Here is a 14,134-nt window from a genome sequence, read left to right as displayed (position 1 = left end):
ACCTTCAGCTTAATTTCTTTCAGCTTCCTTACTCCGCCTCGCTAGATGCGACGGAGCACACAGGGAGCTTCACTGGCACATATTCTAATCGCCAATCGCGGTCTCGTAAAAGCTCGATTTTAGACCAAAGCGGGCGTCACGCCATCTAATGCAATAATTTCCCAATGAGCCTGATCTTGTTCGACCTTCCATGGATCACCAATGTCGGTGCTACAGAGCATATGCCGAACTAAAGATGCCAACGGCTCAGGAATCACGAGCCCGACCGTCCCTGCGCCTCGGTGCTTTTTCAGCAGTTTTTGCAACATACGTCCGATCCGAACCGCAGCGGATTCCATGCTTTCTCCACCTGGCGGGCAGAATTTCAATGGATTGGACTGAAACTGCTTGTAAATCGTTGGCTGCAACCTTCGCAGCTCATCAATCGTGCGACCTTGCCACAAACCAAAATTCAGGTTCTGGAAACAATCAACCACCCGAATCTTCGCATTGGAGTTCCCAGCAATCATCGCCGCGGTTTCGCGCGCCGAGTCGCATGGCGCACAATAAATCACTTCTATTTCATCGCCGCCGTTAGACTCGGCCAGTGCTCTCCGCAATTCCTCGGAAGATTTGCGAACCTGATCCTTGCCGCTGGTGCTCAACGGAAAATCCAAGCACCCCTTTATGCGTCCTTCATCGTCGAACTGCGTCGAGCCCGGACGAATCAAAGCCACGTTTACCATATAAACCTTCAATACAAAGTTATGAATCGGCGGAAATCAATGCATCCAACCGCGCAATAGCCGCTCCGTACTGCGACTTGCCAAATATGGCAGACCCAACAACCAAAAGGTTTGCGCCTGCCTGACAGCAGTCCTGGATCGTACTTTCACCAATCCCGCCGTCCATCTCAATCAAAAAATCGGGGCCCATCTCTGCTCGAATCTGGCGGACACGATCCAACATCCCGGCATTGAACGCTTGGCCACCAAAACCTGCCTCGACACTCATCACCAGTAACAAATCGCATTCCGACAAATATGGCAGCACACGCTCCACGGCCGTTGAAGGGTTAATTGCTAGGCCAGCGCCCACTTCCGAGCGTCGAATTTCGGCCAACAACGGTCGCGGATCTTCCACCGCCTCAATATGAAAGGTAATCAGATCTGCACCCGCAGCAATGAAATCCTTGGCATATCGCCCAGGATCTTGAATCATCAGATGCACATCCATCGGCATCCCGGTAATCCGCCGAAACGCTTCCGCAATCGGCATCCCGTAAGTAAAATTCGGGACAAAATGTCCGTCCATGACATCCAAGTGGATGGCCTCAATGCCAGCTTCCTCCAATTGGCCGATTTCCTCCTGTAGGTTGCCAAAATTGCATTGCAGCATCGATGGCAAAATAAGTGGAGCAGCCTCCCGTAAGGAGCTTAACAACTTCTCGCGACTGTTCGGCGGTGTATTTGTCTGCGACATCCTGCGATGCGAGAGTCCTGTGACTGCGAAGCAAAAATCGAACTGATTTCTAAGCCAGTGCGGCCTAAGCAACCATGCCCCGACCACACTAAATTAGCTATCATTCCCAGTAAATCAATCAGGCGATGAGGATACCAAGCCAGCGAATCTTGGAAAGACACAAATTGTTCGGGAGACCGCAAACGCAACCTGCGTCCCGTCCCAAAGTTCGCTGTGACTTGGATTTACGCATCCAGATTTTTCAGATAAGCATAGCTGGTGGCGATGCTTTCCAACGGTGCTGGCGATTGATCTTGCTCGACATGGCACTGTTGCACACCGATTTTGCGTGCCAGTTGGATAACTTTGGCCATGTCAATCGTGCCGCTGCCGACCTCTTGAAAGGCGTCTACAGGCACTTTGCCTTCGTCGTAAATCGTTCCTACGCCTGCCTTTAGATCTTTGAGGTGCAGTTGGCTAATTCGACCATCCAAACGCTGCATAGTCTCCAAAGGGTCCCAACCACCAATGGCGGCCCAGAAAATATCCAGCTCGAACTTCATCGCACTGGAATCAAAACGTTCCATGAAGATGTCGAAGCCGGTTTGGCCGTTGTCTAGCTTCTCAAACTCAAACGCGTGGTTGTGGTAGCAGAGCTGTAGGTTGGCGGCCGAACACTGCTCGCCAGCTTTGTTGGCGCGGTCCGCAATCGCTTTGAGTTGGTCCGCTGACTCGCGGTGCCCCTTGCCAATGTACCCAAATACTAGGTGCTTCAGCCCGTGCTGGATGGCCTTATCGATAATCATCGTCATCGTCGGCGCATTTTTGGGATCCGCTTCCCCAATCGTGCTCCAATTGATGAAAGACGATGTGACATCCAGTTCATTTTCTTTGGCGAGGGGAACCAAGGTGTCCGCGTCCATAACTTCGCCCAATTCGACCTGTGCATAGCCAGCGGCTTTGATCGCTTTGATCGTTTCGGCTGGTTCTGCAGCCATTTGATTTCGAACCGTCCAAAGCTGCAGGCCCATGGTTTTCATGTACGGATCTTCAGCGGGCAAAGCGTTTGCAATCCGCGTTCTGCAAGCGGCAATGGCCGCGGCCGACAAGGCCGTTGTATGGATCATTTGTCTGCGATTGAACATGGTCGAATACCCCTCGGTATTGAGTTATTGAATAGAAATTTCGCGAAGTATTGGAAAATCTCTTTCAGTGTAACCAAATCTTTTGCTCGTGCTCAGACCTAACCCAAGTGTTCTATCCAGAAACGCTAGAGGCCCTAGGCATTCTGTTGGCGTTTCGCTACATTCTGGTCTATCGAGATTATCAACAACTCTGTAGTTTTTCGGTTTGCGAGCGATGTTTTCCACGTTCTCGCGATGGTTTAGTTTTGAGTTGGTTCAAAAGGTAGAAAGTTCTCCAGCACATGGCCCCCACATCCGACGAAGTTTATAGCAAAGTACAGGAAGCTCTTATCGATGCCCTCGGAGTCGATGACGACGAAGTAACACCGGAAGCGACATTGGTCGGCGATTTGGGCGCGGAGTCGATCGACTTTTTGGACATTGTCTTCAAGCTCGAAAAAGCATTCGATATCAAAATCCCTCGCGAAGACCTGTTCCCTGGCGACATTTTGACAAACGCTGATTATATCGCTGATGGAAAAGTCACTCCGGCCGGTTTAGCGGAGCTAAAGAGCAAACTGCCTTGGGCTGATTTGACGAAATTCGAAGCGAATCCTCGCGTTCAAGATTTCGGTGACCTTCTAACCGTTGGCGATTTGGTTCGATACGTCGAAAGCAAGATCTAATGCGTTGGTTTTGGATCGACCGATTTGAGGAATTTGTCCGCGGCAGTCACGCAACTACGATCAAGAACGTGACCATGGCCGAAGAACCGTTGGACGATTATCAACTTGGATATCCTCATTATCCGCACTCGTTAATGATCGAAGGCATGGCCCAAACGGGCGGTCTTTTAATCGCTGAGCCGTTTGGTTTTTCGCGCCGCGTTGTCCTTGCAAAAGTGGGCAAGGCTATTTTTCATCGCAGCGCTTTACCAGGCGATACACTAAGGCTTAAGGCAACGATTCAAAACGTCCAGGAGTCGGGCGCTGTTGTGGCTGGAGAAATTACGATTGGCCAGCAACGCGTCGCAGACCTCGAATTGTGGTTCGCGTTTTTGGATGAACGATTCGGCAGCGGCCCGCTGTTTCCGTTAGAATCTTTGCTCCGCACCTTACGCTGTCTCCGACTCTACGACGTGGCTCTTGATGAAAATGGCAACCGAATCCCTCCGCATCCTTCGATGCTTGAAGCCGAACGCAAATCGCTTCAACATCTCTCGCCGTAAGTCTACTGCTGCTTTTGCGAGCCGTTTTGGCCGGTTGAAGCCGCTGATGTTGTGTTGCCTGATCGCATGGCTAGCCGGCTGCAACAACTCAAACTCAACGGCAGACAGCAACAACGCGACTGACAAAGGCTCGGCGAGCACACTGCAAAAAGTCAAACTGCAGCTCAATTGGTTCCCCGAAGCCGAACACGGTTGCTTCTATGCAGCCAAAGAACTAGGCTTTTTCGCCGAAGAGGGTTTAGATGTCGAAATCATTCCCGGCGGCAAAACAACCGTGCTGGCACAAGAACTGACACTGGGACGAGTTCAGTTTGGTATCGGGAATGCCGATGACGTGCTCGTGGCCGCACAACAAGATGCACCAGTAGTGGCGGTGATGAGCACGATGCAACACACGCCGCGCTGTATCATGGTTCGCAAGGATTCGGGCATCACGAGCCTTGATCAGTTAAAGGATGTGACGCTGCTGCTCGATTCCTCCCGAGCCTACGTACCCTATCTCAAGAGCCTTGGCTATTTGGGAGACAGCGTCAAGATCGCGCCGTACTTTGGCAATATCGCTCCACTAGCCACCGACGCACGCTATGGCTGCCAAGGCTACAGCTTCAGCGAACCGTACTTGGCTGGCGAACAGGGGATTGAGGTCAACGTACTGCTGGTCAACCAGACGGGCTTTGATCCTTACTGCTCGCTCTTGGTCACCAGTCGTGACTTGATTGAAAAGCAACCGGAGCTTGTCAAGAAGTTTGTTTCTGCGTCCCTTCGAGGCTTGAACGCCTATATCGAGGATCCATCCCAGGCGAACGCTGCGATCTTGGCTGCCAACTCTCAAGAGATGACCGCCGGAGCTCTAGATTTCGGTGCCAAAGCAGTCGCAGAGCTTTGCCAAGTCGCCCCAGGGGAGACCATTGGCAGCATGAGCAGCCAACGTTGGGAGACGATCATCCAGCAGTTGGAAAAGGTGAACTTCATTACAGCGGGTAAACTCAAGCCGGAAACCGTCTTTACCAACCAATTCCTGCCCTGAGAACTTACGACGCGATCCCCCCGGCTGCGGCGGAAATCATCGCTCGTGGCCCGCGTTTTCCATCCAAAATCCTTTGTCAGCCCCGGCCATGATTGATCGAATTTGCCGGGGCTGCTATGCTTTTCGGCTAAGCGTCCGCTAAGGTGGCAAGCGGCTAACCTATATCTCGAATTGCTTCGAAAGAACTTATCCAAAGAAAACTATGAATCTGCAAACAGCCAGCATCGAACAGTTAGCGATCGACACCATCCGAACACTCAGCATGGACGGCGTCCAAGCCGCCAACAGCGGCCACCCAGGCACCCCGATGGCCCTAGCGCCGGTCACGTACACGCTGTGGTCTGAATTCCTGCGTTACGACCCCAATGACCCGTTGTGGCCAAACCGCGATCGCTTTGTGTTGTCCTGCGGCCATGCGTCGATGCTGTTGTACTCCATGATCCATCTATCAGGCATCAAGGCGACGGATAAGAACGGGAAAGTCCTCAACCAGCCTTCGTTGACACTAGATAACCTGAAGAAGTTTCGACAGATCGATAGCCCCTGTGCGGGACATCCTGAATTCAGTTACGCCGCAGGAATCGAAACGACCACCGGCCCGCTTGGACAAGGTGTCGCCAACTCAGTTGGTATGGCGTTGGCAGGCAAGCATTTGGCCGCAAAGTATAACAAGCAAGACGCCACTTTGTTCGACTACAACGTCTACGCATTGTGTGGCGATGGAGACTTGATGGAAGGTGTTTCCTACGAAGCCGCTTCCATTGCTGGGCACCTTAAGCTCAGCAACCTTTGCTGGATCTACGACGATAACAACATTACCATCGAAGGACATGCGGAACTGGCTTTCTCGGAGAAGGTGCCGAAGCGATTTGAAGGGTTGGGTTGGAACACAATTTCCATCTCGGACGTCAACGACTTGGACGCACTGCGGGCCGCCTTTGAACAGTTCCTAGCCAACGATGACAAACCTACTTTGATTGTCGTCAAGAGCGTGATTGGTTACGGTTCGCCCAACAAGGCGAACACGCACGGAGCACACGGAGCTCCTCTGGGCGAAGAAGAAATCCGACTCACCAAAGCAGCCTATGGTTGGCCTGAAAATGAGAAGTTTCTTGTACCAGCCGATGTACCGGAGCATTTCGCCGCCACGATGGGCAAACGTGGCGCTGAAGCAAACAAGGCATGGCAAAGCGTCTGGTCCCAGTACCAGTCGACCTACAAGACCGATGCGGCTGCAGTGCAGTCGATCATCAGCAAGAAACTGCCAGAAGGTTGGGACACCGGTCTGAAGGAGTTCCCAGCCGATCCAAAAGGCATGGCAACCCGAGTCTCCTCGGGCAAAGTGCTCAACATGCTGTCCCCTTATGTTCCTGCCCTAATCGGCGGCTCGGCGGATTTGGCTCCGTCCACCATGACTCTGATAAACGGCGAAGGCAGCCTCAGCGCCGAAGACTACAAAGGTCGTAACCTGCACTTCGGTATTCGCGAGCACGGAATGGCGTCCGCTCTGAATGGCATGTCTCTGTGCGGCTTGCGAGCGTACGGCGCGACCTTCTTCGTCTTCACCGACTACTGCCGTCCCGCAATCCGTCTGAGCAGTATTATGCATCAAGATGTGATTTACGTCATGACTCACGATAGTATCGGTTTGGGCGAAGATGGCCCAACGCATCAACCCGTCGAACACCTGGCAGCTTGCCGCGCGATCCCCGGCGTGTTCGTTTATCGCCCTGGCGATGCCAACGAAGTTCTCCATTGCTATAAAACGGCGATGCAGATCCAAGACCATCCTTCGATCATGGTCCTCTCGCGGCAAAATGTTCCGACACTGGACCGTACGAATATGAGCCCCGCTTCTGAGTGTGCCAAAGGCGGCTACACCCTGATTGATTGCGAGGGCACGCCTCAAGTCATCTTGATGGCGACCGGCAGTGAATTGCCAATCGCAATCGACGCGCATACGGCACTTACCAAAGAGGGCGTGAAGGCTCGCTTGGTTTCGTTGCCCTGCTTTGAACTCTTTGCGATGCAAAGCAAAGAATATCGCGATAGTGTTCTGCCGCCGGCAGTGACTGCTCGCGTTGCTTGCGAAGCAGGGATTCGCCAAAGCTGGGATGCCTTCCTGGGCTTTGATGGCAAGTTTGTCGGCATGAATAGCTTCGGCGCTTCTGGCCCAGCTAACAAACTATACGAACACTTCAAGATCACGCCTGAAGAGATCGTCAAGCAAGCCAAGTCATTGATCTGATTGGACTGCAGGCCCATCGATCGCAAGTCCGCTGTCGTCGAAGTACCGTTCGGCGACAGCTCTTGCGTTAGATTCTATCTGAGCGAAAACCGTCACGCGATTGACTTTCTTGTTCCCTGTCTGAAACTTCACACTGCCGCCTTTCGTGACGAAGAACTCCAACGGTATCTCGATCGACTGCTGCTCAGGCAAGGGTTTGGGATGGTAGTAGAAGAATTGCTTGTTCAACGAGACCGCCAAGTTCCGGTAGTCGCCGCGTCCCGTATTGGTAACCTTCACTGCCGATAACAGGCGAATATCCGATGGATTGTCCGGACTCATGCGATACTGCATGACGGTCAAATCCACTTGCACCTGCAACAGTGGTTCGGGAGCCGGGCGATGATATAGAAAGAAACCCACTACCATCGAGGGGGGGGTTAGCGTGACGGCCAGCACCAGACAAATCAGCCAGAGCCGCGGAATGGGTTTACGGCGATTCATCGATTGGGTTTTTCTTTCATTTGCCGATGAAAAGTACGAAATTCTTGAGGCCAGTCGGTCTGAAACTTCATCAGTTGCCCAGACTGCGGATGGCGAAATGTGAGACTTTCTGCATGCAAAGCGATTCGCTTGTATGGCCAGCGACGATGGATCGCCAGATCACTGCGATAACGTGGATCGCCCAAGATGGGATGCCCCAGTTCTGCCAAATGAACGCGAATTTGATTTCGACGACCGGTTTCCAATTGGACCTTTAACAAAGTTGCATCCGCATAGACCGATTCCTGCTTCCAGTGCGTGATCGCCAATTGTCCGCGCTCGGCATCACCGGTTGAATAACGATTGAGATCATCATCGGTTGCCAAGTAGGAACGCTGAGTCCCTGAAGCTTCGTGCATACGCCCGGCTACCAAACAGGCATAGACGCGTTCTGGTTTGCGAGCAGCGAACTGATCGCGGATTTGCATGGCAATTTCGACCGATTTTGCGAAGACCAGGACGCCTGAGACGCCACGATCCAACCGATGGACACAGTGCACTCGGTCCTGCGAACGTTTGCGTTCTTGATAGCGATTGAGCAGGCCCAGCAAAGTGTTGGCTTCGCGGTGCGGCGTCGGAACTGTCAGCAAGCCTGCGGATTTATTGACGACGATGATGTCCTCATCGTCATACAGAATCGTAAAAGGAGTCGCCGTCGCAATCGATGAATTTTTGGATTGAATCGCAGCAGGCATAGGAACGTAGTCAACCGAGATCTGATCGTCGATTTCCAATAGCTTGTGGTTTTGATTTACCACGCGGTTGTTGACCCGCACCAGCCCGCGATGAACTAACTCTTCCGCTTGTTTTCTAGCAATTTTCAGATGCGATTGAATCACCGCAATCACGGTCCGACCCGGCGCAGGGATGTTCGCTTGAACGCGAAATTTTTCTATGGCCATATAAACTCAGCTAACCGAAAAGGGGTCTGACCCATTTCGATGCGAACAGACTTCATTGTTATTTTTGACTTGCCGGAGAGGGTCAGACCCCTTTTCGGTCAGACCCTTACTCGTCTTCCCCACGCACGCTGAACTCCAATTTCCAGTGGCCGCCATTGGTCAACCCATGGCACCACAATTCAAACATGCCCAATTCGGTGATTCGACTCTGAAATCGCACTGGGACAACTTGTCGATTCTCGTTCGCTTCATCGGCGTCCAATTTTAATCGCATGGGCGAAGTCTCAATCAACTCTTCTTCATCCCAATACTTTAACATCGTGCCAACCTTGTCATCCGGCCGCAGCGTCGAAGCGAAGAATCGGAATGTCGCTTCTTGCCCCACAATCAAGCCGATGTCGCGTGACGGAACATCCGTCTGCGAACCTTCTTCCATACCTTTGGGAACAACGCACAGGGCCGTGAGCGGTCGCGCCATTCCGGGTACCGCCAATCCAGCACTTTCGATCCCCACATAATAGCTACGAGCCGTGCCACCGCGAATACGAATTCCGCCATGAACCTTCGACCACGCATAATAGGCGGCTCCGCATGCAACTGCGGCATCAAGATCTTCCACTCCGCCCAGAATCGTCACCGAGCTATCAGCAGCGCCAAAACCGTTAAATACGTCGACCATACGACGCCGCAAAGCATCCGATTTGAAGACGCCGCCGTTGAAAAGCAAGCGATTGGGCAGATTTAATCCAGAATCACCAACGCTGTGATGACTTAAGAACGCCGCAATATGCTTGGTGATCGCGGTGTCGTTTTCGTAGGGCAAGCCGATTTCCTGAAAACCACTGCTGGGCGCATGCTCTGGCTGAGCCGACAGCTCACACTTTGGGAAAAAGCCTTCGATCAATACTTGTTCGACTTCCGCCGCACTCAATTCCGTCGAAATCGTGCCACCAATCAGCTTGCTGCCGCGTCCCAAAACCGAGATCGAGTAATTCGCTTGCTGGCTGCCCGACAACAGGGCTTCTTTTGCATTCCGCGCTGCATGCCAGAGCGACATGGATTGCCAAGCATTCAGTTTGTGGCCAGCCTGCGCAAATTTGCAGGCCGCGAAGTGGGCAAGAGCTAGATCCATGTTGTCACCGCCCACCAGCAAATGGTCGCCAACCGCAATTCGCTGCAACATCAAATCGCCGTTGGACTCGTCGACTTGCATCAACGCTAAATCGGTCGTTCCGCCCCCCACATCGCAGACGATGATTTGATCACCTGCACTCAAGCTTCGCCGCCATCGATCGCCGGTGTTCGAAATCCAGTGGTAAACGGCCGCTTGAGGTTCTTCCAAAGCGATCAGACTGGCAGGTAAACCTGATTCGCGAGCCGCTTGAAACGTCAGCTCGCGAGCGGCCAAATCAAAGGAGGCAGGCACCGTCAAAACAACATGTTGGTCTTGAATCGGAAACTCAGGGAAGGCCGCCTGCCAAGCCGCCACCACATGCTCCAAGATTAACCGCGTGGCCTGTACCGGCGAGAGCAATTCGACGTCGCCATCGGTGCCCCAAGGCAAAATCGCTTGGTGACGATCCACCCCGCGGTGACACAGCCAGCTCTTAGCAGCCACTACCGTTTGATCAGGATTTTCCGCCGCAGACCGCCTCGCGAACTCGCCGACAACAAATCGGTTGCCCGAAATGTTGTTGAGATCCGAATAAGGCACCCGACCAAGGGCAGGTGCGATCGAAATGGTGTCCAGGGATGCGAAATCTTGCCTGGCGATATAGACAAAAGATGGCAGTGAACCAAGCGATTCGATTTGAGAGGTAGCGGTCAATTGCGGAATCGGCAAGCGCTGGATAGAAGTCGTTTCGCTATCCAGACGCGTATAAGCCACAACCGTGTTGGTAGTTCCTAAATCGATTCCAATTGCGAATGCCGCTGCCATTCCTCTGCCTGTCTACGTGGTGCGTACCTGTCGGTAAAGCCCAATCGTAACCGGACAGCTCAGAACGGAAAGCCGAAATGGGAGCTAGCGGGTCTCTTGCGATTCTTCGTCGTCAGCTTCGTCGTCAGCTTCGTCGTCAGCTTCGTCGTCAGCTTCGTCGTCAGCTTCGTCGTCAGCTTCGTCGTCAGCTTCGTCGTCAGCTTCGTCAGCATCGTCCAGTTCGACTTCAATCTCGCTTTCCAGTTCAATCTCGCTTTGGTATTCAGCAGCCGTTGGCTGACGAACGCCTTGCGGTTGCTCGCGATCTCCTTCACGTCGTCGAGACTCGAATTGGTTTTCGCGAGGCGGTGCGTCAGGGCGACGAGGTGGTTGAGGTGGTCGTGGCGGAGGAGGCGCTACATCATGGCTCTGACCATAGCTTGCACCATAGTCTGCACCATAGCTTGCACCATAGTCATAGCCCGGGTGGTAGCCCTTACCATTACCCTGACCAAGTCCTTCTCGACCCGGCGGTTTTCCGGAGCGTTGGGGGTCATTTTGCAGAGCTTCCATCCATGCCGGTGAGATACCGAAAGGCCCAGCGTTACCATCTAGCATCGCAACCAAAGACTCGATCGTCGCTTTGCGAGTACCTTCGGCCGCTTGAACTTGTTCTCGCAGACGCTGCAGTCGTTGTTCAAGTTCCACGATCTGTTGTTCGCGTCGCTGGATGTCGCGTTGCATTTGTTGATTCAATTGCTCACGAATTTCGTTGCGCAGTTGCTCTTTACGCGATGGATTTTGCTCGCGGCGATAGTTATCAACCGTTCGACGAAAATCCTCCAAGCGGCGCATCTCTTCCTCGGTCATCAGCACCGGTCCGAATGGTTCGCCCGAATGGACAATGCGAACCTCGCGCCTGATTTCTGGACCCGGTCCACCCATTATGTTTGGAATTGGTCCCCCCATCATTCCCGGAGGATGACCTCTTCTGTCATTCAAGCGATCATGCGATTCAGACTGCAATTGCATGACATACTCTTCACTCTGCTCAAGTCTCCTACTAATTTCTTCATTTTTCTGTCGTAGCTCTTCTAGCATACGCATCCGTTGTTCTAAATCTGAATAATTTCGAGCTTTCGGAAAATCTTGCTGCCCATGTTCTCGAAAATCTCGGGGACGACCGTTGTCATCTCGAGGTTGAGGTGGCCTGCGGCCCTCGCGATCTTGTTCAGCCCTCGGAGGCGGTGGACGGTCCCCAGGCGGTTGCGCCATCGCGACCAACTGCCACGTCGTAAGGCCAGCGGCAATCACAATGCCGCCTATGATCCAGTACTTTCTCATCTTCAAAACTCCTAGAGAGGAAACGGTAAATGGTTCAGACGCAAAATCAAGGTTGTTCTAGTTTCAATCGCAGATTGTCGATCATCGTGCGAGTCGATGGATCAAGGATCGGTTGCGATTCGATACGGTCGAATTCAGTTTGCAATTGTTGGAACGAATCCGAACCGCTCTCTGGGTAAATCCCGCTAGCCATGATCCATAAGAGTTCCGCTTCAGCTTGCTGACCCACATCGCTCGAAGCTGGGATGGTTTGATCCTCTCCAAGGTTCTCTTTAGCGTTGGTTGCTTCTGCGATCGCTCGATTGGAATCCGGCAGCTCGGTGCTTACCCCAGTCGAACGGACGCCCCAGACCCATAGTACAAGGGCAACCGTCAACACGCTTGCCAAACACACGGCGGCGGCGTACCAGCCATCGCTAGAGCGACCTAATCGCAAGCAACCGCTTTGATGTTTTGAAAGCAGTAACTCCAGCTTCTCTGCCACATCAGTTGCAGAACTGTAGCGTTGCTGCGGTTTTTTCCGTAGCAGTACATCCAGACAACTGCTGACTTCAAAGGGAACTTGGTGGTTCACTAAAGTGATTGTCTCGTGCGGATATTTGCAAATGCGATGCAGCACCGCGACGGCAGAACTACCGCGAAACGGAGGTCGCCCAGCCAGCATAAAGTACAATACGCTGCCCAGCGAAAACAAATCGCTGCGATGATCAAACGCATCTCCAGACGCTTGCTCGGGCGACATATACTGCGGTGTCCCCGCAACGACGCCAGTGCGAGTCAACGCCGCGTCGTCAGCGGTTCTCGCTAACCCAAAATCGCTCAAGACCACGCGATCGGTCTTATCTTCTAACAAAATATTCGCGGGCTTGACGTCGCGATGGATCAATCCCTGCTGGTGTGCGGCAGCCAGCGCGGCAGCGGTCTGTTTCGCGATCCGCAACGCTTCTTCAACAGGCAACGGCCCAACGCGATCAACACGAGATTGCAAGGATTCACCAGCCACATACTGCATGACCAGATAAGGCGAATCGCCGTCCGCTTCGACGTTGTAGATGGGCAACACGTTAGGATGCAAGATCGCCGCGGCCGCTCTGGCCTCTCGCGCAAATCTTAATCGCGAGGATGCATGATGAGCCAAATGAGCCGCTAGCACTTTCAACGCGACGACGCGATGCAGTTCGGTATCGTAAGCCTTCAGCACAATCCCCGTTCCACCAACGCCAACAACTCTTTCGATATCGTATCGCCCCAATCGCCCCATCAACTCGGGATGCGATGCGGGTTTTAAGAAGTGCAACTGCTGCTGCATATCGTCGGCTAACGCCTGCGGCTCATAGTCCCGTGTCCGCTGTACATCATCATGAAACGTCGCGTTGGCGTATTGCTCGATCTCATGCTCGCCCGAATCTCGCAGCGTTGTGGCTACTTCAGAAAAGACATTCTCTTGCTCGAACATCGAATCGAGTTTCAACTGGCAATCGCTGCAGGTCTGCAAATGCTCCATCGCAAACTTATATTCTTGAGCATGTTCGTGGCCGACCATGACGCACTGCAAGTCGACTTGAGCACAGCCCGCACCGGCCTCGAAGGGATATAGGGGGTTCAAGGCTTTATTGTTCATCGCTACACTCCCACATCAACTCAATCTGCTCGCGAACCCGACGCAACACACGGCTACGCGCTGCGTACACACTTGCGATATCCAAGCCCAATTGCACCGCAACCGTTTGACAAGGCTGACCTTCGACAGATGTCATCCAAAAGGCTTGCCAAGTCTTCGGATCTACCTGTTTACGCACGCGAGCCGCAGCAAACAAAATCAACTCGCGACGATAATCCGTCTGGTCACACATGGCTCGCACATCAGCGAACTGCGACAAGTCAAGTTCCATGAGGGCCGTTAGCCCCCCGACGGGCACCTCGTGCGATTGTCGCTTGCGTTCATTGATCAAGTGATTTCGCGCGATCGTAAACAGCCAACTGCGAAATCTCGGCCCGCCTTCCATTGGCGTCCAGCGTTCGATGGACTTCATGACGGACATCATGACCCGCTGCACGACATCTTGAGCGGCCGCATCCTCCAGCCCTCGTCGACGCATAAATCGATACAGGAAAGGTTCGTAGGTTTCCACGAATTCCTGCCATGCCTGCTGCTGGTCGGGCTTGGGCAACCGCAGGATCAGGCTAAGTCGAGTGTCGGGAATGGCGTCGTTCATTATGCAACCGTGACGTGAAGTGTTCGCTACCATGGTACACAGTGCAGCGACTTCTGTTCTGACACAAAAATTTGTTGAAGTTAGAAAAAAACGACCTTATTACCGGCCCGCTCGGCCGGGCTGAAATCGTAGGCCGGAACAAGGAAAGCCAAAGCCAATCCGTAA

Annotated in this window: 13 protein-coding genes; 4 read left to right on the top strand and 9 right to left on the bottom strand. The window is 53.0% G+C overall.

Annotated elements, in window-relative coordinates; genetic code table 11:
- Positions 1 to 119 precede the first annotated feature (119 nt).
- The 3 genes from SH302x_RS08290 to SH302x_RS08280 form a co-directional block, all read right to left on the bottom strand.
- Complete coding sequence (locus SH302x_RS08290) at positions 120 to 725, bottom strand: histidine phosphatase family protein (RefSeq protein WP_479368261.1); 606 nt, start codon at positions 723 to 725, stop codon at positions 120 to 122.
- 19 nt (positions 726 to 744) lie between these two features.
- Positions 745 to 1,461: a ribulose-phosphate 3-epimerase gene (gene rpe, locus SH302x_RS08285; protein ID WP_479368260.1), complete on the bottom strand. Its 717-nt coding sequence runs from the start codon at positions 1,459 to 1,461 to the stop codon at positions 745 to 747.
- Between the two features lie 224 nt (positions 1,462 to 1,685).
- Positions 1,686 to 2,585, bottom strand: coding sequence for a sugar phosphate isomerase/epimerase family protein (locus SH302x_RS08280; protein ID WP_479368259.1), 900 nt, complete (start codon positions 2,583 to 2,585; stop codon positions 1,686 to 1,688).
- A 281-nt stretch (positions 2,586 to 2,866) separates the two neighbouring features.
- Here SH302x_RS08280 and SH302x_RS08275 point away from each other — a divergent pair, with 281 nt between their 5' ends.
- The 4 genes from SH302x_RS08275 (at position 2,867) to tkt (ending at position 7,067) form a co-directional block, all read left to right on the top strand.
- On the top strand, positions 2,867 to 3,250 hold the full coding sequence (locus SH302x_RS08275; RefSeq protein ID WP_479368258.1) for an acyl carrier protein: 384 nt from the start codon (positions 2,867 to 2,869) through the stop codon (positions 3,248 to 3,250).
- A complete protein-coding gene (locus SH302x_RS08270; protein WP_479368257.1) occupies positions 3,250 to 3,792 on the top strand; it encodes a 3-hydroxyacyl-ACP dehydratase FabZ family protein in 543 nt (180 codons plus the stop codon). Before SH302x_RS08275 ends, SH302x_RS08270 begins: the two co-directional genes overlap by 1 nt.
- 46 nt (positions 3,793 to 3,838) lie before the next feature.
- Positions 3,839 to 4,819, top strand: a complete 981-nt coding sequence (locus SH302x_RS08265; protein ID WP_479368256.1) for an ABC transporter substrate-binding protein — start codon at positions 3,839 to 3,841, stop codon at positions 4,817 to 4,819.
- A gap of 202 nt (positions 4,820 to 5,021) precedes the next feature.
- Positions 5,022 to 7,067 (top strand): transketolase, encoded by a 2,046-nt coding sequence (gene tkt, locus SH302x_RS08260; protein ID WP_479368255.1) that lies wholly within the window; start codon positions 5,022 to 5,024, stop codon positions 7,065 to 7,067.
- On the opposite strand, the gene SH302x_RS08255 is transcribed toward tkt, so the two are convergent.
- From SH302x_RS08255 to SH302x_RS08230, 6 genes are all read right to left on the bottom strand, one after another.
- Positions 7,056 to 7,550 carry a hypothetical protein gene (locus tag SH302x_RS08255; RefSeq protein WP_479368254.1) on the bottom strand — a complete coding sequence of 165 codons (495 nt, stop codon included), beginning with the start codon at positions 7,548 to 7,550 and terminating at the stop codon, positions 7,056 to 7,058. The genes tkt and SH302x_RS08255 overlap by 12 nt on opposite strands.
- A complete protein-coding gene (locus SH302x_RS08250; protein ID WP_479368253.1) occupies positions 7,547 to 8,491 on the bottom strand; it encodes an RluA family pseudouridine synthase in 945 nt (314 codons plus the stop codon). The genes SH302x_RS08255 and SH302x_RS08250 overlap by 4 nt, the downstream gene beginning before the upstream one ends.
- 106 nt (positions 8,492 to 8,597) lie before the next feature.
- Positions 8,598 to 10,430, bottom strand: a complete 1,833-nt coding sequence (locus tag SH302x_RS08245; RefSeq protein WP_479368252.1) for an Hsp70 family protein — start codon at positions 10,428 to 10,430, stop codon at positions 8,598 to 8,600.
- Positions 10,431 to 10,514: 84 nt separating this feature from the next.
- Positions 10,515 to 11,753 (bottom strand): AAA family ATPase, encoded by a 1,239-nt coding sequence (locus SH302x_RS08240; protein WP_479368251.1) that lies wholly within the window; start codon positions 11,751 to 11,753, stop codon positions 10,515 to 10,517.
- 46 nt (positions 11,754 to 11,799) lie between these two features.
- Entirely contained in the window at positions 11,800 to 13,374 is a 1,575-nt protein-coding gene (locus SH302x_RS08235) for a serine/threonine-protein kinase (protein ID WP_479368250.1), read from the bottom strand.
- Positions 13,364 to 13,969, bottom strand: a complete 606-nt coding sequence (locus tag SH302x_RS08230) for an RNA polymerase sigma factor (RefSeq protein ID WP_479368249.1) — start codon at positions 13,967 to 13,969, stop codon at positions 13,364 to 13,366. The genes SH302x_RS08235 and SH302x_RS08230 overlap by 11 nt, the downstream gene beginning before the upstream one ends.
- Positions 13,970 to 14,134 lie beyond the last annotated feature (165 nt).

This window comes from Njordella calcicola, from assembly GCF_056494125.1.
This window is presented reverse-complemented; position numbering and strand designations above follow the sequence as displayed.

Coding starts and splice junctions, on each gene's coding strand:
- SH302x_RS08290 (WP_479368261.1), bottom strand. CDS start 725: ATGGTAAACGTGGCTTTGATTCGTCCGGGCTCGACGCAGTTCGACGAT.
- rpe (WP_479368260.1), bottom strand. CDS start 1,461: ATGTCGCAGACAAATACACCGCCGAACAGTCGCGAGAAGTTGTTAAGC.
- SH302x_RS08280 (WP_479368259.1), bottom strand. CDS start 2,585: ATGTTCAATCGCAGACAAATGATCCATACAACGGCCTTGTCGGCCGCG.
- SH302x_RS08275 (WP_479368258.1), top strand. CDS start 2,867: ATGGCCCCCACATCCGACGAAGTTTATAGCAAAGTACAGGAAGCTCTT.
- SH302x_RS08270 (WP_479368257.1), top strand. CDS start 3,250: ATGCGTTGGTTTTGGATCGACCGATTTGAGGAATTTGTCCGCGGCAGT.
- SH302x_RS08265 (WP_479368256.1), top strand. CDS start 3,839: ATGTTGTGTTGCCTGATCGCATGGCTAGCCGGCTGCAACAACTCAAAC.
- tkt (WP_479368255.1), top strand. CDS start 5,022: ATGAATCTGCAAACAGCCAGCATCGAACAGTTAGCGATCGACACCATC.
- SH302x_RS08255 (WP_479368254.1), bottom strand. CDS start 7,550: ATGAATCGCCGTAAACCCATTCCGCGGCTCTGGCTGATTTGTCTGGTG.
- SH302x_RS08250 (WP_479368253.1), bottom strand. CDS start 8,491: ATGGCCATAGAAAAATTTCGCGTTCAAGCGAACATCCCTGCGCCGGGT.
- SH302x_RS08245 (WP_479368252.1), bottom strand. CDS start 10,430: ATGGCAGCGGCATTCGCAATTGGAATCGATTTAGGAACTACCAACACG.
- SH302x_RS08240 (WP_479368251.1), bottom strand. CDS start 11,753: ATGAGAAAGTACTGGATCATAGGCGGCATTGTGATTGCCGCTGGCCTT.
- SH302x_RS08235 (WP_479368250.1), bottom strand. CDS start 13,374: ATGAACAATAAAGCCTTGAACCCCCTATATCCCTTCGAGGCCGGTGCG.
- SH302x_RS08230 (WP_479368249.1), bottom strand. CDS start 13,969: ATGAACGACGCCATTCCCGACACTCGACTTAGCCTGATCCTGCGGTTG.